Genomic DNA, 21,455 nt, shown 5'->3' with positions numbered 1-21,455 from the left:
CGCCTCCCTGCGCGCCCAGGGCGACGGCAACCTCGACCACTCCGCCCTCCTGCGCGGCGTCGAACGCCTCTCCGGAACCACCACCGAAAGCTGAGTCCCATGGCGGCGCAGCGCGTTCCCGCCGTACAGGCGGCCGTCCGCATCATGAAGGACGAGGGCGTCGACATCGTCTTCGGCTGCCCCGGTGCCGCTCTTCTCCCGCTGTACACGGCGATGGAGGAGGTCGGCGGCGTCGAGCATTACGCGGTGCGTCACGAGGAGGCCGCCGCGCACATGGCGGACGGCTGGGCCCGTACCGGCGACGGCCGGGTCGGCGTCGCCGCGGTGGCCTCGGGTCCGGGGGCCGCGCGGCTGGTCACCGGACTGTACGCGGCACGGCAGGACGCGGTCCCGCTGGTCTGCGTCACCGGCCGGCCGGCCGACGGTCCGCGCCGGTCGTCCGGCTCGCTCCGCCACGGGGCCGGTGACTCGCCGGACCTCATCCGGCTGGCCGGTCCGGTCACCAAGCGGGCGGAGCGGATCGAGGATCCCGCGCGGATTCCGGGAGCCTTTCGCGAGGCGTTCCGGATCGCGAGGGAGGGACGGCCCGGCCCGGTCCTGATCGATGTGCCGGCCGATGTGGCCGCCGCGGAGATCGGTGACGACGCCGGATCGGTCCTCGACTTCCGGTTCCGGCAGCCGGCTTGCCGGACAGCGGCAGCCGCTCGGCCGGACGCGCCGGGGTCCGACGGCGCGGCGTCGCCGGTGCTGGCGGAGATCGACAGGATTCTCGGGGCGGGCACGGCCTCGGACCCCGCGGTGTACGTCGTCAGCAGTTCGCCGGGCGCCGCGACGGCGGTGGACGCGCCCCGGCGCCGGCACCACCTCCGTACGGGGACCGGCCTGCCGGGCTGGGAGGTACCGGCCGCCATCGGCGTCCGCAAGGCCCTGGAGTCCCGGGGCGAGCGGGATGCGGAGGTCGTCGCGGTCATCGAGGGCCACGGCCTGTCGTTCCTGGCCGAGGAGCTGTCGGGCGCGGCGCGGTACGGCGTGCCCTTCGTCCTGCTCGTGCTCACCCCTGGTCACCCCGGTTCGGCCCCCGCGGCCGCCGGCGGTCACCCCCACAACGTTCCGGTCGGCTTTCCGGACGAGCAGCTCACGGACCACGTGAAGCTCGTCGAGGCGTACGGCTGCGCAGGCCGTGGCGTCGCCGATCCGGCAGATCTCCGCTCGGCCGTCGAGTGGGCCCGCAAGGAAGCCGTCTCCACGCGGCGGCCGGTCCTCGTAGAGGTTCCGGTCGAGCGCGCGGTGCCGGCTGCCCGCGGCGGCCCGGTCGTCGGTGCCGTGCGGGAGTACAGCTTCGGGCCCTGAGGGCCCGGAGCCCCGAGTTTCCGGGCGGCGGCTGCGCTGACACCTGTCCTGTCGCGCCCAGGCGCGGTCGCCGTCCGGAACACCATCCAGCTTTGTTTCAACAAACTGTTGACGTTTGGTCGGAGCTCTTCTTACGCTCCGACATGCGGAAGCCAACTTCCGCGCTCTCGTACGGAAGGTCACCATGTCGAAGCCCACGCCGACGGCGCGCGTTCTCACAACGGAGGCTGGCGCCCCCGTCGCCGACAACCAGAACTCCTCAACCGCCGGCGTCGGCGGCCCGATCATTCTCCAGGACCAGCACCTGCTGGAGAAGCTTGCGCGCTTCAACCGCGAGCGCATCCCGGAGCGCGTGGTGCACGCCCGCGGCTCCGGTGCGTACGGCTACTTCGAGGTGACCGACGACGTCACCGGCTTCACCCGTGCCGACTTCCTGAACACCGTCGGCAAGCGGACCGAGACGTTCATCCGCTTCTCGACCGTCGCCGACAACCTCGGCGGCCCGGACGCGGCCCGCGACCCGCGCGGCTTCGCCCTGAAGTTCTACACCGAAGAGGGCAACTACGACCTCGTCGGCAACAACACTCCGGTGTTCTTCATCAAGGACCCGATCAAGTTCCCCGACTTCATCCACTCGCAAAAGCGCGACCCCTTCACGGGCAAGCAGGAGCCGGACAACGTCTGGGACTTCTGGGCGCACGCCCCCGAGGCCACCCACCAGATCACCTGGCTCATGGGCGACCGCGGCATCCCGGCCTCCTACCGCCACATGAACGGCTACGGCTCGCACACCTACCAGTGGACGAACGCCGAGGGCGAGGCCTTCTTCGTCAAGTACCACTTCAAGACCAACCAGGGCATCCGCTGCCTGGACGCCGAGCAGGGCGCCGAGCTCTCCGGCACGGACCCCAACAGCCACCAGACCGACCTGCTGCAGTCCATCGAGCGGGGCGTGTACCCCTCCTGGACCCTGTACGTGCAGCTCATGCCGGCGGCGGAGGCGGCGGACTACCGCTTCAACCCGTTCGACCTGACGAAGGTGTGGCCGCACAGCGACTACCCGCTGCAGCGCGTCGGCCGGCTCGTCCTGGACCGCAACCCCGACAACGTCTTCGCCGAGGTCGAGCAGTCGGCCTTCTCGCCGAACAACTTCGTGCCCGGCATCGGCCCGTCCCCGGACAAGATGCTCCAGGGCCGGCTCTTCGCCTACGCCGACGCGCACCGCTACCGCCTGGGCGTCAACCACACCCAGCTGCCGGTGAACGCCCCCAAGGCTGTTTCCGGTGGCCGAGCCAACAACTACGGCCGGGACGGTCTGATGGCCGCCAACGCCTACGACCGGCACGCGAAGAACTACGAGCCGAACTCCTACAGCGGCCCTGTGCAGACCAACGAGCCGCTCTCGGCTCCGCTCGCCGTCGCCGGCTACGTGGGCACCCACGAGGCCCCGGCACACACCAAGGACGACGACTTCTTCCAGGCCGGTGAGCTCTACCGCCTGATGTCCGAGGACGAGAAGAACCGGCTGGTGAACAACATCGCCGGCGGTCTCTCCCAGGTCAGCCGCGACGACGTGATCGAGAAGAACCTCGCCCACTTCCACGCCGCCGACCCGGAGTACGGCAAGCGCGTCGAGGTCAAGGTCCGCGAGCTGCGCGAGGACTGACGGGAGGTCAGCATCCTTGCGCATCCGTACCGGCCGGCTCGCTGAGGGGTGGCCGGCCGGTGCGGAGAGGTAGTGCGGAGCTCCGCGGCATCCGGGGAGCAACCAGTGCGGTGGCAGTACTCACCCGATAAGGAAGGGTGAGTCACTCCCCCACCGCGGAGCCCGCCTCCTCCACAGCCCCCACCCGGGGGCCCACCTCTCTCCACTGCTCCGTCCGGTGGCGCGATGTCCTGTCGCGCCCATCTCTCGCGCTGCCGGGCGGGAACAACTCGCACTGGGCCCGGTATCCGTACGGTCACGGATACCGGGCCCGGTGTGCGTCACGGCCCGGTACCGCGTGCCGATGGATGCCCGTGGCGGGCCTGTCCTCGGCCGTGAGCGGCGCACGCGCATCCCACGCGCGCCGTGCGGGAGGCCGCGTACGCTCCGCGCTCCCCCACTTTCTCGCCCGACCAGCGGCTCTCTCCGTCAATTCCGCCCACGGCACCCGGTTTTGGAGAGACGATGGGCGACAGCAGAGAGCCGTCCTGTCTGCCGACCTACCGCCAGGAGCCGACCATGGCCGACAGCGTGCCGGTGCGGTGCCCCACCTGCCGCCGTGAGAACGCCTTCACCCCGCCCACCTTCCCGTGCGCGTGCGGTGCCCCGCTGACCATGCCCGTGCTGCGCGGAGGTGTCCCCGTCGAGATTCTGCACCGCACCTGGCAGGGATCCTGGGTCGAGGTGCGCTGCGAGGTCTGCGGGCGCCAGGACGAGTGGCCGGCACCGGAGTCCGGCTGTGCGTGCGGCACGGTTGTCCGCGTCCCCGTCGTCCCCCCGCCCACACCGGCGCCGCCCGTCCTCCCGGCCACCGGCCCCCTCGACCTCACCGGCCTCCTGCCGACCGCCGCGCCGAGCGCGCGGCACGCCGTGCTCCGCCCCGCCTTCCATCCGGTCACGATCCGCACGGCCCGCGACTGCGTGACGGCCGCCGGACAGTATCTGAAGTGGCTCGGCTACCCGGACGTCACCCGCACCCAGGAGCGCACCGCCTCGGGTGTGGACCTGCGGGGCACCGGCGTGGTGGCGCAGGTCGACCCGACCACCCACGCCACCAAGCTCCGCGAGATCGAATGCGTCTGGCTCAACGGTCTCAACGACTCGGCCATCGCGGTCTTCTTCTCCCTCGCCGGGTACACCAGCGACGCCCGCTCCCGGGCCGACGAGCTGCACATACCGCTGTTCGTCATGGACCTCACCGGCACCCCGCAACCGGTCAACGACCCGGCCGACGAACTGATCAAGTACGGCGCGCCGGGGCAGTGACCCGTCGGGCGTAGCGGCGGTTCACGACGGCCGGGGCACGCCGCAACGGAAGAGCGGCCCGACGGCGATGCGGGAAAACCCGGTCGCCCGCCCGGATCCGACCGGCGAGACTGGCCGGGTGACCATCCGTGAACCGTCCCCCGCCGACCTGCCGGCGTTGCGCGAGATCGAGCGGGCGGCCGGGGAGCCGTTCCGGGCGCTGGGCATGGCCCGCGTCGCGGACGACGACCCGCCCTCCGTGCGCCAGTTGACCGACTACCTGCAGGCGGGGCGGCTGCTGGTCGCCTACGAAAAGCCATGCGGCGACACCGGAGGACGGCCTGCCGGCTATCTGCTGTGGGACCCGGTCGACGGCTGCGCCCATGTCGAGCAGGTGTCGGTCCACCCGGAGTACGCCCGTCGCGGCATCGGCCGGGCCCTCATCGAGCGGGCGGAGCGGGACAGCGGACTGGGCGCCGTCACCCTGACCACCTTCGCCGAGGTGCCGTGGAACGCGCCCTACTACCGCCGCCTCGGCTTCCAGGTGCTCGACGACGCCGCGCTCACCCCCGGGCTGCGGGCCATCCGCGCACACGAGGCGGCGCTCGGCCTGGACGCCTGGCCTCGGGTCTGCATGCGGCGACAGGTCGCGCACGTGGACGGGCCACGGTGAGCCGTCGGCACGGGCGCCGTTGACGGGGCGTCGGCCGGCGATCGTACGCCGGTCCCTCGTCCGTCCGGTCGACCGCACCTCGTGGTCCGGGTGCAGGCCCCGCCACTCTCACCCCGCCCGCGCGGCTGACGGCGCCTCCCCCGCCGTCGAACCCCCGTCGACCGCGATCTCGGCGCCCGTCAGAAAGCCGGCGGCGTCGGAGGCGAGGAAGGCGACCAGGCCGGCGACGTCCTGCGGCAGACCGATGCGGCGCAGGGCGACGGCGGGGTGGTTCCCGGCCCCGGCCGGTGGGGCGATGCCTTCGACCATCGGGGTGTCGATGATGCCGGGGTGGACGGAGTTGACCCGGATGCCGTGCTCGCCGAGTTCGAGGGCTGCGACCTTGGTGAGTCCCCGCAGGCCCCACTTGGACGCGCCGTAGCCGCTGGTGCGGGCGATACCGGTGAGGCCGGCGATGGAGGAGACGTTGACGATCGCGCCTCCTCCCGCACGGATCATCGCCGTACGCACGGCTCGCATCCCGAGGAACGGCCCGACGAGGTTGACGCGGAGGGTCGCCTCGAATGCTTCGGGGGTCTCCTCGTGCAGCGGCACGGAGCGGAACACCCCGGCGTTGTTGACGAGAATGTCGAGCCGTCCGAAGACCTCGCAGGCGGTGTCCACGGCGGCGGCCCAGTGGGAGGCCTCGGTGACATCGAGGTGGACGTAGTGCGCCCCGGCGCCGATCCCCGCAGCCACCTCCCGGCCCAGGTCGTCCCGCACGTCGCCGAGCAGAACCCGCGCGCCGAGGCGGGCGAGAAGCCGGGCCGCCTCGGCGCCCTGGCCCCGTGCCGCACCGGTGATGACGGCGGTCTTTCCCTCTCGAGTGAGCACAAGCCCTCCAGCGGATCGTCCGGAGGCTTCAGTCAGCTATATGACGGATAGTCAGGTCAAGGGGTGCGCGGTCCATACTGGGGAGATGATCGACGCGAACGCCCTACGGTCCGTCTGCCTCGGCTTCAACGGCGCGACCGAGGAATTCCCCTTCCCGGGCCATCCGGACGTGGCGACGTTCAAGGTCGGCGGCAAGATCTTCGCGCTGACGAGCCTCGACGCGGAGCCGCTCGGCGTGAGCCTCAAGTGCGATCCGGAGGAGGCGCAACGACTGCGGGCGGCCCACCCGGAGGTGGTGCCGGGGTATCACCTCAACAAGCGTCACTGGAACACCGTCTCCCTGTCGGGCGGCCTCCCGGACCAGCTCGTCGTCGACATGATCGAGGACTCGTACGACCTCGTGGTCGCCTCCCTCCCCCGCGCCCAGCGCCTGCTTCTGGACTGGCCGGGCGGCAGCTGACCGTATCGGCGGGACGGGACGGTCGGGCGGAACAGAACGGTGGACGCTCAGGTAGCCGGTCAGACAGAGGCGGCCTGTCGTCCGGTGGTCACGCCGGGGGCGGACTCGCCGGCGGCGGCCGCCAGGGGCTTGGCGTAGCAGCGGCTCAGCTCATCGAAGCGGTACGGGCCGAACTTGGCACAGGGGCGGTAGCCGCTGGAGGTGTAGAGGGAGATCGCCTCCGGCAGCTTGATGCCTGTCTCCAGGACCATGCGGCTCCGGCCGGCACCGCGGGCGTCGTCTTCCAGGGCGGCCAGCACCAGCCGGGACAGGCCGCGGCCCCGGGCCTCCGGGACGACGTACATGCGCTTGATCTCCGCGTCGCCGTCGGCGTAGCCGTGGCCGTCCTCCTCCTGACCACGCCAGCCCCCGGTGGCGACGGGGACACCCCGCTCGTCGTAGACGATCAGAAACAGGCCCTGCGGCGGCTCGAACATGGCCGGGTCCAGGGGCGTGATGTCGCCCTCCTCCTTACCGAACCGCGCCGCGTATTCGAGCTGGACGCGGTCGTTGAGCTCGACCGCGTCGGGGTGACCGAAGGAGACTCTCTGGATATTCATGCGATTCACTGTACTTATATGCAGTCCAGGAGGGAAGGAGCCGCAGGGGGGTGAGGCGTGGGACCTCCTGCGCCTCAGCTGCGGGACGTCTGCTGAGACGCAGGGGCGAACTGGCGACCCGTGGCGCCGAGATGGCCCCCCGCGGCCGCGGACACACGGCCGGGGTACCGCTCGGCGGTGCTATGACACCCGGCCCAGCTCCTTCGCCAGCCGTTCGCGCAGTTCGATCTTGCGGACCTTGCCGCTGACCGTCATCGGGAAGGCGTCGACGATGTCGAGATAGCGCGGCACCTTGAAGTGGGCGAGCCGGGAGCGGCAGTAACGGACCAGTTCGTCCCGGGTCAGCGGGTCAGCGGGGTCGCGGAGGATCACGCAGGCGGCGATCTCCTCGCCGTACTTCTCGTCCGGGACGCCGATGACCTGGACGTCGGCGATCTTCGGGTGGGTGTGGAGGAACTCCTCGATCTCGCGCGGATAGACGTTCTCGCCGCCTCGGATGATCATGTCCTTGATGCGGCCGACGATGCGGACATAGCCGTCGTCGTTCATCACCGCCAGATCCCCGGTGTGCATCCACCGGGCGGCGTCGATGACCTCGGCGGTGCGCTCGGGCTCCTCCCAGTAGCCGAGCATCACGCTGTAGCCGCGGGTGCACAGCTCCCCCGGCGTGCCGCGGGGCACGGTCCCGCCCGTCGACGGGTCGACGACCTTCACCTCGATGTGCGGCAGGACCCGGCCGACCGTGGCCGTGCGGTGCTCCAGATCGTCGTCCCTGCGGGTCTGGGTGGACACCGGCGAGGTCTCGGTCATGCCGTAGCAGATGGACACCTCCGCCATGTGCATCTCGGCGACCACCCGCTTCATCACCTCCTCCGGGCACGGCGAGCCGGCCATGATGCCGGTGCGCAGCGACGTCAGGTCGTAGGTGGCGAAGTCGGGGTGGTCGAGCTCGGCGATGAACATCGTCGGCACGCCGTACAGCGAGGTGCAGCGCTCGTCCTGGACCGCGCGGAGGGTGTCCGCGGCGTCGAAGGCGGGCCCCGGGATGACGATGCAGGCGCCGTGCGAAGTGGCGCCGAGGTTTCCCATGACCATGCCGAAACAGTGGTAGAAGGGCACCGGCAGACAGACCCGGTCGTCCGCGGTGTAGCCGACCGTCTCACCCACCCAGAAGCCGTTGTTGAGGATGTTGTGGTGGGAGAGGGTGGCGCCCTTGGGGAAACCGGTGGTGCCGGAGGTGTACTGGATGTTGACCGGGTCGTCGGCCGACAGACCCTCTTCGCACTCCGCGAGCCGTGCGGACGGGACGGCGGCACCGGCGGCCAGCAGCCCGCCCCAGGTCGGGTCGTCGATGTAGACCACGTCGCGCAGCGCCGTGCTCCGGCCGCGCACCTGCTCGATCATCCGGCGGTAGTCGCTGGTCCTGTGGTGGGTCGCGGAGACCAGGACCTGTATCCCGGACTGCCGCAGGACGTAACTCAACTCGTGCACCCGGTAGGCCGGGTTGACGTTGACCAGGATCGCGCCGATGCGGGCGGTGGCGTACTGGATCAGCACCCACTCGGCGCAGTTGGGGGACCAGATGCCGACCCGGTCGCCCTTGCCGACGCCCTTGGCGAGCAGCCCGAGGGCCACCTCGTCCACGGCGCGGCCCAGTTCCGCGTACGTCCAGCGCCGCCCGCTCGGCACGTCGACCAGCGCCTCGCGGTCACCGAAGCGGGCGATGGTACGGCTGAGGTCCGCACCGATGGTGCGGCCGAGCAGCGGCAGCTCGGCCGCACCGCTCGTGTAGGACAGCTCCGTCTGCGACGAGGTCATCGGTAGTCCTCCTCCCGGTATTCGGCACCGCCGTCGCCCTGCGCGGTGCGCTCGCGCAGTTCGATCCTGCGGATCTTGCCGGAGACGGTCTTCGGCAGTTCGGCGAACTCCAGCCTTCTGACCCGCTTGTACGGGGCGAGGACGGCGCGGGAGTGCGCGAAGAGCAGCTTCGCGGTCTCCGGACCCGGCTCCCAGCCCGCGGCCAGCACCACATAGGCCTTGGGAACCGCCAGCCGCAGCGGGTCGGGCGCCGGGACCACGGCGGCCTCGGCGACCGCCTCGTGCTCCAACAAGGCGCTCTCCAGCTCGAACGGGGAGATCTTGTAGTCGGATGCCTTGAAGACGTCGTCGGCGCGCCCGACGTAGGTGATCCAGCCGTCCCCGTCGCGGGAGCCGATGTCGCCGGTGCGGTAGTAGCCGCCTGCCATCGCCTCCGCGGTGCGGGCCGCGTCGCCCTGATAGCCGGCCATCAGGCCGACCGGGCGCGCGCCGAGGTCGAGGGCGATCTCGCCCTCGTCGGCCGGGGCGCCGCTCACCGGGTCGAGCAGGACCACGTCGAATCCGGGGGTGGGTCGGCCCATGGAACCGGGCTTGACCTGCTGGCCAGGGGTGTTGGCGACCTGGACGGCGGTCTCCGTCTGCCCGAAGCCGTCCCGGATCGTCACGCCCCAGGCGCGCTGCACCTGCTCGATGATCTCCGGGTTGAGCGGTTCGCCGGCCGCGACGATCTCCCGCGGGGGGCGCGCGAGCGCCGAGAGATCGGCCTGGATCAGCATCCGCCACACGGTCGGCGGGGCGCAGAAGCTGGTGACCTGCGCACGGTCCATCTCGGCCATCAGCCGCGCCGCGTCGAAGCGGGTGTAGTTGTGGATGAAGACCGTGGCCTCGGCGTTCCAGGGCGCGAAGAGGTTGGACCAGGCGTGCTTGGCCCAGCCGGGCGAGGAGATGTTCAGGTGCACATCGCCCGGCCGCAGTCCCGTCCAGTACATCGTCGCGAGGTGGCCGATGGGGTACGAGGCGTGGGTCTGCTCAACGAGCTTGGGGCGGGCGGTGGTGCCGGAGGTGAAGTACAGCATCAGCGTGTCATCGGCCCGGGTGGGCGCCTGCGGCTCGAACGCGCCGGGGCTGTCGTACACCTCCTCGTACGCGAGCCAGCCGTCCCTCGCCCCGCCGACGGCGATCCGGGTGTAGTCCCCGGGGACCGCAGCGAACTTCTCGGTGTCCGCGGCGCGCACGAGGACGTGCCGGGCCCGGCCGCGGTCGATGCGGTCGGCGAGGTCGGCAGGTCCCAGCAGAGGCGTCGCGGGGATGACGACGGCACGCAGCTTCATCGCGGCCAGCGCGGTCTCCCACAGCTCGGCCTGGTTGCCGAGCATCACCACGATGCGGTCGCCCGCCCGCACCCCTTTGGCGGACAGCCAGTTGGCGGCCTGGTCGGAGCGGTGGCGCAGCTGGGCGAAGCTCAGCCGGGTCTCGGCGCCGTCCTCCTCGACGATGTGCAGGGCGGTGCGGTCGTTGCCCTCCGCGATGACGTCGAACCAGTCGAGCGCCCAGTTGAAGTGCTCGGGCCGGGGCCAGCGGAAGGCCTCGCGGGCCGCGTCGTAGTCCTCCCGGTGCCGGAGCAGGAGGTCCCGCGCCGCCCGGAACTCCTCGGTGGCGGAGGGCGAGCGGCCCGCCGCCGCGGTTTCCGTGTCCGTCATGTGTCCTCCTCATTGCCGCACCGCTACCCGCCATCGTGTAATCAGTGGCGCAGGTCTCACCACCCCCGAAAGGGGGGAACCGGAGGTTTCGCGTGCAGCTCGCATCGGGGGCGAACGATTCCGTGGACGTACGGACGGCATTGTCCCGGCTGCGACGGGCAAGTGGGCTGCCGGTGGCGTTCGGCGGGTTGCTGACCTCCCCCGGGCGCTTTCGCATCAACGAGCTGTCCGGGACGGCGACCGCGGTGCTGAGCGGGCTGGACATTCTCCAGGGCAACGGCCTGGGCGGGAAGGCCGCTTCGCTGGCCCGCCCGTTCGCGGTGACCGAGTACAGCGCCTCGTCGGTGATCAGCCACGAGTACGACGCGGCGGTGGCGGCGGAGGGGCTCCGGTCGGTGCTCGCCGTGCCGGTGGTCGTCCGCAGGCGCGTGCGCGGGGTGCTGTACGGGGCGCTGCGCCGACCGGTGCGGCTGGGCGACCGGCCGCTGACGGCCGCCATGGAGGTGGCGCGGGAGCTGGAGCAGGCGCTGCTGCTCGAGGACGAGGCAGCTCGGTTGCTGTCAGTGGCCCATCCTTCTGTCCCGGCAGCAGGTGATGCGTCCTCGCCGCAGGCCGCCGTGGATCCGGCGAGGTGGGAGGAGGTCCGTGAGGCGCACGGCGCTCTGCGGGCGCTGGCCCAGCGGGTCGCCGATCCCTCACTGCGGCAGGAGATGCTCGCGGCCTGCGGCCGGCTCGCTGCGGCCTCCTCCGGGCGGCCCGGCGCGGTGGGTGGTGAGGACGGCGAAGGCCGGGCGGACCGAGCGGGCGGGCGGGGTCCGGTGCTGTCGCCGCGCGAGGTGGACGTGCTGGCGTGTGTCGCGTTGGGGGCGACCAATGCCGAAGTGGCGGAGCGGCTGGGACTGCGCCCGGAGACGGTGAAGGGCTATCTGCGCTCCGCCATGCGGAAGTTGGGCGCCCACACCCGACTGCAGGCCGTGATCGCGGCCCGGCGGTGTGGGCTGCTTCCGTAGGCGCGGCGGCCGGGATCCGGAGCGAGCCGCGAGCGCCGACCACGATCAGAAGACCTCCGCGCCGCCCGTCGGAGCGCAGGCCCTCAGCAGCAGATCCAGCCCGGAGGGCGGGTCGGCGCGGGGTACGGCGAGGTAGGCGGTGAGTTCCATGCCGGGGTTGCGGAACGGCAGGAACCGCACCTCGGGTGTGTTCAGCCGGCGGGCGTGCGAGGCGTAGACGACGGTCCACAGCCCCTCGCCGGGACCCACCGCGCGGATCGCGGCGAGGGTGTCGTCGAGCGACCCGGTCCTCGGGCCCGGTACGGGGGCGAACCCGGCGTCGTGGCACGCGCTGACGACCAGGTCGAACAGGGCGTGGTGGGCACGGCGTTCGGTCAGTACCAGCGGCAGGCCGGCGAGGTCGGCGAGCGCGACCGTACCCGGTGAGGCGGCGACCGGGTGGCGGGCCGGCAGGGCCGCGACCAGCGGATCCTGCCACAGCGGCACGAAGCGCAGACCCTCCCGGCCCGCGCCGTCCGGCTCCCCCCGCACGAACGCCGCGTCCAGGTCGCGGTCGGCCACCCGGTCCAGCCGCTCCCCGGCGGGGGCCGCGATCAGCTCCAGGGTGAGGTGCGGGGCGAGGTCGGCGAGGGCTTCGATCACCCGGTCCAGGTGGGCACCCAGGCCCGTGCTGGCGCCCACCCGCAGGGTGCACGTCCGCGCGGCGGGCGGGCCTGCGACGACCGCCCTGGCCCGCGCCTCGGCGGCGAGTAGCGCCCGCGCCTCCGGCAGGAAGCGCTCCCCCGCGGCCGTGAGCCGCACCTGGTGCGCCGACCGGTCGAGCAGCTCGGCCCGCAGCTCCCGCTCCAGCAGGCCGATCTCCCGTCGTACCGCCGGCTGTTCGGTGCCCAGCAGGTCCGCCGCCCGGCCGAGGTGCATCTCCTGGGCGACCGTCACGAAACACCGCACCTGTCGCAGCTCCACGCCGCCCCCTTCCCGACCCGGCCGCCGCATCAGCCGGGCGGCGCCGTGCCGGCGCCGTGCCCTGCCGATCCGGAGGTCAATTCGATTGCCGCGGCATCCGCGGCCCCGCCATCATCCACCCATGATCGATGCCAGCGCACTCTCCGAGAAGCCGGTTCTGTCCGGTTCCCGCATCCGGCTCGCGCCGCTCTCCATACGGCACGCCGCCGCCTTTCACGCCACGACCCTGGATCCGGAGACCCGCAGGCTGACCGGCACCCACCGCCGGTTCACGCTGGAGGACATCCGGGCCTGGTGCTCGGGACGCGCGGACCAGAAGGACCGGCTGGACCTCGCCATCGAGGACCTGGAGACCGGCGACTACCTAGGCGACCTCGCGCTGCTCGGCGTCGACGCCGACAACGCCCATGGCGTGCTGCGCATCGCCCTCGTGCCGGGCGCCACCGACCGCGGCATCGGGACGGAGGCGATCCGGCTGCTCCTCGACCACGCCTTCGACCGTGTGCGGCTGCACCGCGTCCAGTTGGAGGTCTTCGCCTTCAACGACCGGGCCCGGCGCGCGTACGAGAGGTGCGGCTTCGAGGTGGAGGGCCGGATGCGCGAGGCGCTCGCGTGGGACGGCGAGTGGCACGACGTGCTGATGATGGCGGCGCTGAGCAGTGCGCGCCCGACCACGGGCGCCCGGTAGGCCGTCGGTGGCCCGCCCGGCGGCCTACGAGGTCGCCCCTGCGGGCTTCCTGGCGACCTGGCCGTAGCGGAGGTCGTGCCGGGCGTCCGGGGCGGTCATCCGCAGGACGCCGGCGGCCTCGTCCGCCACCGCGGCCTGTTCGGCGCGGGTGAGCGGATCGAACGGCTCGACGGTCAGCCGGGCGCTGTCGCCGGCGGTCTCGATCCGCCACAGGCCGCGGATGCCGCCGTCGACGAGCAGCACCCGGTAGGCGACGTTGCGATCCCAGGTGCGGCCCTGGTGTTCGGGCGCGAGGATCCGGGTGCGGTCGGCGTGCGAGAGGGCGACGTTGTCGAACTCCGGGAGGAAGCGCACCGGTGCCTCGGTGTCCGGGTCGGGCAGTGGCCCGTCGGGCACGTCGAAGAGTTCCACCCCGTGTTCGTCCCGGAAGGTACGCAACCGGGGCCGGAGCGGGTCGATCACCTCCCGCAGCCGGGTCAGCCCGCACCACACCTGCATGTCCTTGACCGAGGCGGGCCCGAACGCGGCCAGATAGCGCAGCAGAACCGCGGCCAGGGCCTCCTGCGGACCGGCCCCGGGCTCCTCGGCCGGGGTGTCCTTCCCGCCGGTGGCGGCCGCGTCCGGAGCTCCGGCCAGCCAGGCGTCGAGGGTGGTGTGCGCGGCCTGCCCGCTGCGTCCCCACAGGGCGCGCGGGGTGACCTGGACCAGCGGCAGCAGCTGGCGTGCGGCCATCGCCAGCGGCCAGCGGTCGTGGCCCGGCCACTCCTCCTGGAGCCGCTCCCCCAGTTCCTTGAAGGTCAGCGGCCGCTCCTCGACCAGGGCGCGGGCCGCCGCGGCGAGCCGGTCCAGGTCGACGCCGGTCAGCTGCTTGCCGAAGCTGCCGCGCAGCGTGCGGTCGTGCACGGGCCGGGTGAGCGGCCGCAGCAGCCGGGCGTCGCTGGCACTCACCAGATGGATGGTGGAGCGCATCACCGAGATGCGGACGGCCTGCCGGGTCTCCAGGAGGTCGGACAGCTCCTGTGGGCGGAAGCCGGCCAGCCGCGCGGCGAGTGCGTAGTACGGCGGCCTGGGCGACTGGGCCTGCAGTCCGAGCAGCCGCTCCACCGCGTCGAGCGCGGTCATGTCACTGCGGCGCAACAGGAGTTGACGTTCCAGAGTGGCACGGCCGAGGGCGCGGGCGGTGAGTGTGGGAGCGGTGCGCTGCGTCATGCGGACGACAGTACGGGCCCTCGCGGACAGAATCGGTCCGCAACGGCCCGGGTGTCCCGCGCGTTTCGCCCATGCCGGCCCCGGCCGGTTCGCGCACGGAGGGCCGGAGGGGCCCGGCGCGGCCACGCCGCGGGCCCGAACACCCAAGTGCACCGGCACAGGCTCCCGTTGAGGAGTCCGTGCCGGTGCACCAGGTGGCCGTTCCGTCCGGGGCCCGGAGGAGTCCCGGACGGTCAGGCCACCGACCCGATCCGCCCCACCGGACGGGCCGTGTCATGGTGGATGGGGGTGTGCGCGCCGGTGAGCGGCACGCCGGTGCCGCCGCGCCGGTTGGCGACGATCTCGGCGGCGATGGACAGCGCGGTCTCCTCAGGGGTGCGCGCGCCGAGGTCGAGACCGATGGGTGAGCGCAGCCGGTTCAGCTCGATCTCGCTGAGGCCGATGTCGCGCAGCCGCTCCAGGCGGTCGAGGTGGGTGCGGCGCGAGCCCATCGCACCGACGTAGGCGACCGGGAGCTTGAGTGCCCGCTCCAGCAGCGGCACGTCGAACTTCGCGTCGTGGGTCAGCACGCACAGCACCGTACGGGCGTCCAGGTCCTGGGAGTCCAGATAGCGGTGCGGCCAGTCCACGACGATCTCGTCGGCGTCCGGGAAGCGTTGTCCGGTGGCGAAGACCGGGCGGGCGTCGCAGACCGTGACGTGGTAATTGAGGAACTTGCCGACTTTGACGAGCGCCGAGGCGAAGTCGATGGCGCCGAACACGATCATCCGCGGGGCGGGGACGGAGCTTTCGACGAGGAGGAGCACCCGCGGCCCGCACTGCGTACCCCACTGCGCTCCGTCGGCGTTCTCCGCCGCGTCCTCGAAATCGACGCTGCCGATCTCGACGGTCGCGGTGCGTCCGGCGTCCAGCAGCGCGCGGGTGTGCCCGATGGCGGTGCGGTCGAGGGCGGGGTGGCCGCCCAGGGTGCCGGTGTGGCTGCCGTCGGGGCGGACGAGGAGAGCACGACCGAGGAGTTCGGCGGGCCCCTCGACGACTCGCGCGACCGCCGCCGCCTCCCCCTTGGCGGCAGCGGCCAGCGCGGCGGCGAGTGTTTCGGCAGTGCTGTCCACCGGTTCCCCCGCTCCGCCGTCGCCGGCGGCTGCGGGGGCACTCGTCCGTACCGGGGTGACGAGGATGTCGATGATTCCACCGCAGGTCAGGCCCACTGCGAAGGCATCCTCGTCGCTGTAGCCGAACCGCTCCAGCACCGGCTGCCCGGTCTGGAGCGCGTCCTGGCACAGTTCGTAGACCGCCCCTTCCACACAGCCGCCGGAGACCGACCCGATCGCCGTGCCGTCGGTGTCGACGGCGAGGGCGGCTCCGGGCTGGCGGGGCGCGCTTCCGTTGGTGGCCACCACGGTGGCCACCGCGAAGTCGCGTCCCTGCTCGACCCACCGGTGCAGCTCTTCGGCGATGTCCAGCATGTCGGTCTCCTTATGGGTGGTGGGGCGGGCAGGCCGTTACTTGACGCCCAGCCACTGCTCGATCGGGTTGAGCGAGAAGTAGACGAGGAAGATGAGGCTCAGCGCCCACATGAAGCCGCCGACCTCTCGCCACTTGCCCTGGGCCGTCTTGATGGCGGTGTAGGCGATGACGCCCGCGCCGACACCGGCGGTGATGTTGTACGTGAACGGCATCAGGGCCACGGTCAGGAAGACCGGGATGGACACCGATCGGTCGCTCCAGTCGACGTGCTTGGCGGCGCTCATCATCATCGAGCCGATGACGACGAGGGCGGCCGCGGCAACCTGCGCCGGCACGAGCTGGGTGAGTGGGGTGAAGAAGAGGCAGGCCGCGAAGAACAGGCCGGTGATGACCGACGACAGGCCCGTACGGGCGCCTTCGCCGACACCGCTCGCCGACTCGATGAACACGGTCTGACCGGACGAGCCGGTGACACCGCCGATCGCACCGCCCGCGCCGTCCACGAACAGCGCCTTGGACAGGCCCGGCATGCGGCCCTTGTCGTCGGCCAGCTTGGCCTCCGTGCCGACGCCGATGATGGTGGCCATGGCGTCGAAGAAACCGGCCAGCACCAGGGTGAAGACGATCATGCCGACGCCGAGGGCACCGATGGAGCCCCAGCCGCCGAACTCGACGTGTCCCAGGAGCCCGAAGTCGGGTGCCGAGACGGCGCTGCCGTGCAGCGCGGGGGCGGTGCCGCCCCAGTCCTTGTCCGTGAGCCCGCCGATCTTGCTGACGACGATGGACAGGACGGTGCCGGCGACGATGCCGATGAGGATGGCGCCGGGGACCTTGCGGGCCTGCATCATGAAGATGAGCAACAGGGTGACGCAGAAGAACAGGACGGGCCAGCCCACGAGTTGGCCGGTGGCGCCGAGCTGGACGGGGCCGCCTTCGCCCTTGCCGACGAAGCCGGCCTTCACCAGTCCGAGCAGGGCGACGAACATGCCGATGCCCATGGTGATGGCGTGCTTGAGCGCCAGCGGGATGGCATTCATGATCATCTCGCGGAGGCCGGTGACCACCAGGAGCATGATGACGACGCCGTACATCACACACATGCCCATGGCCTGCGGCCACGTCATGTTGGGGACGACCTGGGTCGTCAGGGCCGCCGAAACGTTCAGTCCGGCCGCCAGGGCGAGCGGAACCTTGCCGATGAAGCCCATCAGCAACGTACTGACCGCCGCGGCGAGCGCTGTCGCGGTCACCACCCCCGCGTGGGCGAGCGTGTTTTTCTCCACGTCGGGCGTCGAGAGGATCAGCGGATTGAGCAGGAGGATGTAGCACATCGCCATGAAGGTGGTGATGCCGCCGCGGACCTCGCGCGAGATCGACGATCCTCTGTCGGATATGTGGAAGTACCGGTCGAGCCAAGAGCGGCCGGCGGGCTGACGCGAGCCCTCACCCGCGTCTTCCGCCACCGTCTTCGGCTCAGTGGACTGCTGGGTCATGGTGCCTGACTCCCAAGGTTCATAGGGGCCCTCGCATCGGGTGCGAGATTTGGGACGAAACTTCGGCTGCACGACCCGGGGGACGGCCCGAGACGAACTGGGTACTGCTCAGGTGGTGCGAAGAGCAGCGACTGCGTGGTGCGAATACTGACTCCGGGCGGTGCGCGGAGGAGGACGGACAGGGACACCCCTGACACCCACCGCCCGGAGGTCTCAGGTGCCGGTGAGGTGCTCGGGGCGTACCGGCGTCTTGTTCAGCTCCAGCCCCGTCGCGTTCCGGATCGCCGCGAGGACGGCCGGGGTCGACGACAGGGTCGGGGCCTCGCCGATACCGCGGAGCCCGTACGGGGCGGCGTCGTCGGCGAGTTCGAGCACATCGACCGGGATGGTCGGGGTGTCGAGGATGGTGGGGATGAGGTAGTCCGTGAAGGAGGGGTTGCGCACCTTCGCGGTCTTGGGGTCGACGATGATCTCTTCCATGACCGCCACGCCCAGGCCCTGGGTGGTGCCACCCTGGATCTGGCCGACGACCGACAGCGGGTTGAGCGCCTTGCCGACGTCCTGGGCGCAGGCCAGCTCGATGACCTTGACCAGGCCGAGGCCGGTGTCCACCTCGACGACCGCGCGGTGCGCGGCGAAGGAGTACTGGACGTGGCCGTGGCCCTGACCCGTCTCCAGGTCGAACGCCTCGGTGGGGCGGTGGCGGAACTCCAGCTCCAGGTCGACGGCCTCGCCTTCGAGGACGTCCACCACATCGGCGAGGACCTCGCCGCCGTCGGTGACGACCTTGCCGCCCTCCAGCAGCAGTTCGGCGGTGGCCCACGCGGGGTGGTACGTGCCGAACTTGGTGCGGCCGATCTCCAGGACCTTCTCGCGCACCGCCTCGCAGGTGTTCTTCACCGCGCCGCCGGTCATGTACGTCTGCCGGGAGGCGGAGGTGGAGCCGGCGGAGCCGACCTGGGTGTCGGCGGGGTGGATGGTGACCTGCTCGACGCCCAGCTCCGTACGGGCGATCTGGGCGTGCACGGTGATACCGCCCTGGCCGACCTCCGCCATCGCGGTGTGCACGGTGGCGACCGGTACGCCGGCGACGACCTCCATCCGCACCCGGGCGGTGGAGTAGTCGTCGAAGCCCTCGGAGAAGCCGACGTTCTTGATGCCGACGGCGTAGCCGATCCCGCGGACGACGTCCTCGCCGTGCGTGGTGTTGGACAGGCCGCCCGGCAGGGCGCGGACGTCCGCGCTCTCACCGGCCGACAGCCACTGCTGCTCGGGGGGAAGCGGCATCGCCTTGACGCGGCGCAGGAGTTCGGCGACCGGAGCCGGCGACTCGACGGGCTGCCCTGTCGGCAGCAGGGTGCCCTGTTCCATGGCGTTGAGCTGGCGGAACGCGACCGGATCCATCTCCAGCTTCGCGGCGAGCTTGTCCATCTGCGCCTCGTAGGCGAAGCACGCCTGGACCGCGCCGAAGCCGCGCATCGCGCCGCAGGGCGGGTTGTTGGAGTAGAGCGCGATGGCCTCGATGTCGACGTCTTCGACGATGTAGGGGCCGACGCTCAGCGAGGAGGCGTTGCCGACGACGGCCGGGGAGGCGGACGCGTAGGCGCCGCCGTCCAGCACGATGCGGCACTTGAGGTGCGTGAGCTTGCCGTCCTTGGTGGCGCCGTGCTCGTACCAGAGCTTCGCCGGGTGCCGGTGGACGTGTCCGAAGAAGGACTCGAACCGGTTGTAGACGATCTTGACGGGCTTGCCGGTGCGCAGCGCCAGCAGGCAGGCGTGGATCTGCATCGACAGGTCCTCGCGGCCACCGAACGCGCCGCCGACGCCGGAGAGCGTCATGCGCACCTTCTCCTCGGGCAGGCCGAGGACGGGGGCGATCTGCCGCAGGTCGGAGTGCAGCCACTGGGTGGCGACGTAGAGGTCGACGCCGCCGTCCTCGCCGGGCACCGCGAGGCCGGACTCCGGGCCGAGGAACGCCTGGTCCTGCATGCCGAAGACGTACTCGCCGGTGACGATGACATCGGCGCGCTTGGCGGCCTCGTCGGCGTTGCCGCGGACGATGGGCTGGCGGTGCACGATGTTGGGGTGCGGTACGTGGCCCGCGTGGTGGTCGTCGCGGCCCTCGTGGAGCAGCGGCGCGCCCTCGGCGATGGCGGACGCCTCGTCGATGACGAGCGGCAGCTCGCGGTACTCGATCTTGATCTTGGCGGCCGCGCGACGGGCGGTCTCCGGGTGGTCGGCGGCGACCAGAGCCACCGGCTCACCGTGGTGACGGACCTTGCCGTGGGCGAGAACCGGCGTGTCCTGGATCTCCAGGCCGTAGTTCTTCACATCGGTGGGCAGGTCGTCGTAGGTGAGAACGGCGTAGACACCGGAGGTCGCGAGCGCCTCGGAGGTGTCGATCGAGACGATCTCGGCGTGCGCGACGGTGGAGCGGAGCGTGAAGCCCCACAGCATGTCCTCGTGCCACATGTCCGAGGAGTACGCGAACTCGCCGGTCACCTTGAGGGTGCCGTCGGGCCGCAGCGTCGACTCGCCGATGCCGGCCTTGGTCTTGCCGCCCTGCGTGAGGTTGGTGGGTGTGCGGGTCACTCCCATGGCGATCAGGCCCCCTGTCCGGTGGTCGCAGAGGCTGCACCCTCACCGCGGGCGGCTGCCAGCCGGACCGCGTCGAGGATCTTTTCGTAACCCGTGCAGCGGCACAGGTTGCCCGACAGCGCCTCACGGATGTCGGAGTCGGACGGGGAGTCGTTGCGCTCCAGCAGTTCGTCCGCGGCGACCAGCAGGCCCGGGGTGCAAAAACCGCACTGGACCGCGCCGGCGTCGATGAACGCCTGCTGGATCGGGGACAGTTCGACCTGCTCGCCGGTCTGGCTGTCGGCGGTGGCCGGGCGCGCCTGCCACTGCTTGGCCGCGTCGACGCTGGTGCCGCCACACGCGCCGGAGGCACAACCGCCTTGCTCGGCACGCTGCTTGGCGAAGTCCGCGAGGCCCTCGACGGTCACGACCTCGCGGCCCTCGACCTGGCCGGCGGCCACCAGACAGGAGCAGACCGGCACGCCGTCGAGACGGACCGTGCAGGATCCGCACTCGCCCTGCTCACAGGCGTTCTTGGAGCCCGGCAGGCCCATCCGCTCACGGAGGACGTACAGCAGGCTCTCGCCTTCCCAGACGTCGTCGGCCTCCTGCTTGCGGCCGTTGACGGTGAAGTTCACGCGCACTGTGCGCCTCCCTTGGTGCCATGGTCGTTACCGCGGTAGGACTCCCAGGTCCAGCCGAGGGTGCGGCGCGCCATGATGCCGACCGCGTGGCGGCGGTACTTGGCGCTGCCGCGCACGTCGTCGATCGGGTTGCAGGCGCCGCTCGCGAGCTGCGCGAACTGCTTGGCGACGGCCGGCGGGATCGTGTTGCCCGACTCCCAGAAGCCGCCCTCGTCCAGCGCCGCGGCGAGGAAGTCCTCGGCCTCGCGGGCCCGTACGGGGGTGGGGGCGGCGGAGCCGATGCCGGTCCGCACCGTGCGGGTCTCGGGGTGCAGCGCGATACCGAAGGCGCAGACCGCGATCACCATGGCGTTGCGGGTGCCGACCTTGGAGAACTGCTGGGGGCCGTCCGCCTTGGGCAAGTGCACCGCGCGGATCAGCTCGTCGGCCTCCATCGCGTTGCGCTTGACGCCCAGGTAGAAGTCGTCGATCGGGATCATGCGGACGCCGCGTACCGACTCGACCTCCACCTCGCCTCCGGAGGCGAGCAGCGCGGGGTGTGCGTCACCGGCCGGCGAGGCGGTACCGAGGTTGCCGCCCACGCCGCCGCGGTTGCGGATCTGCGGCGAGGCCACGGTGTGCGACGCGAGAGCCAGGCCCGGCAGCTCGGTCCGCAGGTTCTCCATGATCTGGGTGTAGGGAACCGAGGCACCCAGTCGTACGGTCTTCTCTCCGACCTCCCACTCGCTCAGATCACCGATGCGGTTCAGGTCGAGCAGGTACTCGGGGCGGCGGTGGTCGAAATTGATCTCGACCATCACGTCCGTGCCGCCCGCGATGGGCACAGCGGTGGGGTGCTCTGCCTTGGCGGCGAGCGCCTCCTCCCAGCTGGCGGGGCGAAGGAAGTCCATGGGTGGCCTCTTCTGCTTCTACGATTTCGAGTCGTTCGCTGCTCATGGTGAGGACTGCGGGCCCTCGTCGCCATGCAGCTGTTCATGTCTT

At 71.5% G+C, this 21,455-nt stretch carries 18 protein-coding genes and 1 pseudogene; 8 read left to right on the top strand and 11 right to left on the bottom strand.

The window, feature by feature from the left end; all coding sequences use genetic code 11:
- From ACGFZW_RS15825 to ACGFZW_RS15805, 5 genes and pseudogenes are all read left to right on the top strand, one after another.
- Positions 1 to 94 (top strand): annotated as a pseudogene (locus tag ACGFZW_RS15825) (2-hydroxy-3-oxopropionate reductase); the annotation flags it as partial.
- Positions 95 to 99: 5 nt separating this feature from the next.
- Positions 100 to 1,350 carry a thiamine pyrophosphate-binding protein gene (locus ACGFZW_RS15820; protein ID WP_393893668.1) on the top strand — a complete coding sequence of 417 codons (1,251 nt, stop codon included), beginning with the start codon at positions 100 to 102 and terminating at the stop codon, positions 1,348 to 1,350.
- A gap of 184 nt (positions 1,351 to 1,534) precedes the next feature.
- Positions 1,535 to 3,016 (top strand): catalase, encoded by a 1,482-nt coding sequence (locus tag ACGFZW_RS15815; protein WP_393893667.1) that lies wholly within the window; start codon positions 1,535 to 1,537, stop codon positions 3,014 to 3,016.
- 558 nt (positions 3,017 to 3,574) lie between these two features.
- Complete coding sequence (locus ACGFZW_RS15810) at positions 3,575 to 4,321, top strand: hypothetical protein (protein ID WP_393893691.1); 747 nt, start codon at positions 3,575 to 3,577, stop codon at positions 4,319 to 4,321.
- Between the two features lie 118 nt (positions 4,322 to 4,439).
- Positions 4,440 to 4,973 (top strand): GNAT family N-acetyltransferase, encoded by a 534-nt coding sequence (locus tag ACGFZW_RS15805; protein ID WP_393893666.1) that lies wholly within the window; start codon positions 4,440 to 4,442, stop codon positions 4,971 to 4,973.
- Positions 4,974 to 5,081: 108 nt separating this feature from the next.
- Here ACGFZW_RS15805 and ACGFZW_RS15800 read toward each other — a convergent pair whose 3' ends face one another.
- Complete coding sequence (locus tag ACGFZW_RS15800) at positions 5,082 to 5,846, bottom strand: glucose 1-dehydrogenase (protein WP_393893665.1); 765 nt, start codon at positions 5,844 to 5,846, stop codon at positions 5,082 to 5,084.
- Between the two features lie 85 nt (positions 5,847 to 5,931).
- Between ACGFZW_RS15800 and ACGFZW_RS15795 the strand changes: the two genes are divergently transcribed.
- A complete protein-coding gene (locus ACGFZW_RS15795) occupies positions 5,932 to 6,306 on the top strand; it encodes an MmcQ/YjbR family DNA-binding protein (RefSeq protein ID WP_393893664.1) in 375 nt (124 codons plus the stop codon).
- 59 nt (positions 6,307 to 6,365) lie between these two features.
- Here ACGFZW_RS15795 and ACGFZW_RS15790 read toward each other — a convergent pair whose 3' ends face one another.
- The 3 genes from ACGFZW_RS15790 to ACGFZW_RS15780 all read right to left on the bottom strand — a co-directional run bounded on the left by ACGFZW_RS15790 (position 6,366) and on the right by ACGFZW_RS15780 (position 10,423).
- Entirely contained in the window at positions 6,366 to 6,905 is a 540-nt protein-coding gene (locus tag ACGFZW_RS15790) for a GNAT family N-acetyltransferase (protein WP_393893663.1), read from the bottom strand.
- Between the two features lie 180 nt (positions 6,906 to 7,085).
- A complete protein-coding gene (locus ACGFZW_RS15785; protein ID WP_393893662.1) occupies positions 7,086 to 8,723 on the bottom strand; it encodes an AMP-binding protein in 1,638 nt (545 codons plus the stop codon).
- Positions 8,720 to 10,423, bottom strand: coding sequence for an AMP-binding protein (locus ACGFZW_RS15780; protein ID WP_393893661.1), 1,704 nt, complete (start codon positions 10,421 to 10,423; stop codon positions 8,720 to 8,722). Before ACGFZW_RS15780 ends, ACGFZW_RS15785 begins: the two co-directional genes overlap by 4 nt.
- A 92-nt stretch (positions 10,424 to 10,515) precedes the next feature.
- Between ACGFZW_RS15780 and ACGFZW_RS15775 the strand changes: the two genes are divergently transcribed.
- A complete protein-coding gene (locus tag ACGFZW_RS15775) occupies positions 10,516 to 11,433 on the top strand; it encodes a response regulator transcription factor (protein WP_393893660.1) in 918 nt (305 codons plus the stop codon).
- A gap of 45 nt (positions 11,434 to 11,478) precedes the next feature.
- Here the strand turns inward: ACGFZW_RS15775 and ACGFZW_RS15770 are convergent, their stop codons facing one another.
- Complete coding sequence (locus tag ACGFZW_RS15770) at positions 11,479 to 12,396, bottom strand: LysR substrate-binding domain-containing protein (RefSeq protein WP_393893659.1); 918 nt, start codon at positions 12,394 to 12,396, stop codon at positions 11,479 to 11,481.
- A 121-nt stretch (positions 12,397 to 12,517) separates the two neighbouring features.
- On the opposite strand from ACGFZW_RS15770, the gene ACGFZW_RS15765 reads away from it, so the two are divergent.
- Positions 12,518 to 13,084 (top strand): GNAT family N-acetyltransferase, encoded by a 567-nt coding sequence (locus ACGFZW_RS15765; RefSeq protein WP_393893658.1) that lies wholly within the window; start codon positions 12,518 to 12,520, stop codon positions 13,082 to 13,084.
- A gap of 24 nt (positions 13,085 to 13,108) precedes the next feature.
- Here ACGFZW_RS15765 and ACGFZW_RS15760 read toward each other — a convergent pair whose 3' ends face one another.
- From ACGFZW_RS15760 to ACGFZW_RS15735, 6 genes are all read right to left on the bottom strand, one after another.
- Positions 13,109 to 14,293 (bottom strand): winged helix DNA-binding domain-containing protein, encoded by a 1,185-nt coding sequence (locus tag ACGFZW_RS15760; RefSeq protein WP_393893657.1) that lies wholly within the window; start codon positions 14,291 to 14,293, stop codon positions 13,109 to 13,111.
- 233 nt (positions 14,294 to 14,526) lie between these two features.
- Positions 14,527 to 15,759 carry an XdhC family protein gene (locus ACGFZW_RS15755; RefSeq protein WP_393893656.1) on the bottom strand — a complete coding sequence of 411 codons (1,233 nt, stop codon included), beginning with the start codon at positions 15,757 to 15,759 and terminating at the stop codon, positions 14,527 to 14,529.
- Positions 15,760 to 15,795: 36 nt separating this feature from the next.
- Positions 15,796 to 17,253 (bottom strand): NCS2 family permease, encoded by a 1,458-nt coding sequence (locus tag ACGFZW_RS15750; protein WP_393893655.1) that lies wholly within the window; start codon positions 17,251 to 17,253, stop codon positions 15,796 to 15,798.
- 213 nt (positions 17,254 to 17,466) lie between these two features.
- Complete coding sequence (locus ACGFZW_RS15745) at positions 17,467 to 19,851, bottom strand: xanthine dehydrogenase family protein molybdopterin-binding subunit (protein ID WP_393893654.1); 2,385 nt, start codon at positions 19,849 to 19,851, stop codon at positions 17,467 to 17,469.
- 5 nt (positions 19,852 to 19,856) lie between these two features.
- Positions 19,857 to 20,474, bottom strand: a complete 618-nt coding sequence (locus ACGFZW_RS15740) for a (2Fe-2S)-binding protein (RefSeq protein WP_393893653.1) — start codon at positions 20,472 to 20,474, stop codon at positions 19,857 to 19,859.
- Entirely contained in the window at positions 20,465 to 21,364 is a 900-nt protein-coding gene (locus ACGFZW_RS15735) for an FAD binding domain-containing protein (RefSeq protein WP_393893652.1), read from the bottom strand. Before ACGFZW_RS15735 ends, ACGFZW_RS15740 begins: the two co-directional genes overlap by 10 nt.
- Between the last annotated feature and the right edge of the window lie 91 nt (positions 21,365 to 21,455).

This window comes from Streptomyces sp. NPDC048248, assembly GCF_043201875.1.
Classification (GTDB): domain Bacteria; phylum Actinomycetota; class Actinomycetes; order Streptomycetales; family Streptomycetaceae; genus Streptomyces.
The sequence above is the reverse complement of the archived record's forward strand: the minus strand, read 5'-3'. Positions and strand labels throughout refer to the sequence as shown.

Bases quoted from the DNA above. Each gene is read 5' to 3' on its own strand.
- ACGFZW_RS15815 (WP_393893667.1), top strand. From the start codon at position 1,535: ATGTCGAAGCCCACGCCGACGGCGCGCGTTCTCACAACGGAGGCTGGC.
- ACGFZW_RS15750 (WP_393893655.1), bottom strand. From the start codon at position 17,253: ATGACCCAGCAGTCCACTGAGCCGAAGACGGTGGCGGAAGACGCGGGT.
- ACGFZW_RS15795 (WP_393893664.1), top strand. From the start codon at position 5,932: ATGATCGACGCGAACGCCCTACGGTCCGTCTGCCTCGGCTTCAACGGC.
- ACGFZW_RS15765 (WP_393893658.1), top strand. From the start codon at position 12,518: ATGATCGATGCCAGCGCACTCTCCGAGAAGCCGGTTCTGTCCGGTTCC.
- ACGFZW_RS15785 (WP_393893662.1), bottom strand. From the start codon at position 8,723: ATGACCTCGTCGCAGACGGAGCTGTCCTACACGAGCGGTGCGGCCGAG.
- ACGFZW_RS15760 (WP_393893657.1), bottom strand. From the start codon at position 14,293: ATGACGCAGCGCACCGCTCCCACACTCACCGCCCGCGCCCTCGGCCGT.
- ACGFZW_RS15745 (WP_393893654.1), bottom strand. From the start codon at position 19,851: ATGGGAGTGACCCGCACACCCACCAACCTCACGCAGGGCGGCAAGACC.
- ACGFZW_RS15755 (WP_393893656.1), bottom strand. From the start codon at position 15,759: ATGCTGGACATCGCCGAAGAGCTGCACCGGTGGGTCGAGCAGGGACGC.
- ACGFZW_RS15820 (WP_393893668.1), top strand. From the start codon at position 100: ATGGCGGCGCAGCGCGTTCCCGCCGTACAGGCGGCCGTCCGCATCATG.
- ACGFZW_RS15810 (WP_393893691.1), top strand. From the start codon at position 3,575: ATGGCCGACAGCGTGCCGGTGCGGTGCCCCACCTGCCGCCGTGAGAAC.
- ACGFZW_RS15790 (WP_393893663.1), bottom strand. From the start codon at position 6,905: ATGAATATCCAGAGAGTCTCCTTCGGTCACCCCGACGCGGTCGAGCTC.
- ACGFZW_RS15780 (WP_393893661.1), bottom strand. From the start codon at position 10,423: ATGACGGACACGGAAACCGCGGCGGCGGGCCGCTCGCCCTCCGCCACC.
- ACGFZW_RS15735 (WP_393893652.1), bottom strand. From the start codon at position 21,364: ATGGACTTCCTTCGCCCCGCCAGCTGGGAGGAGGCGCTCGCCGCCAAG.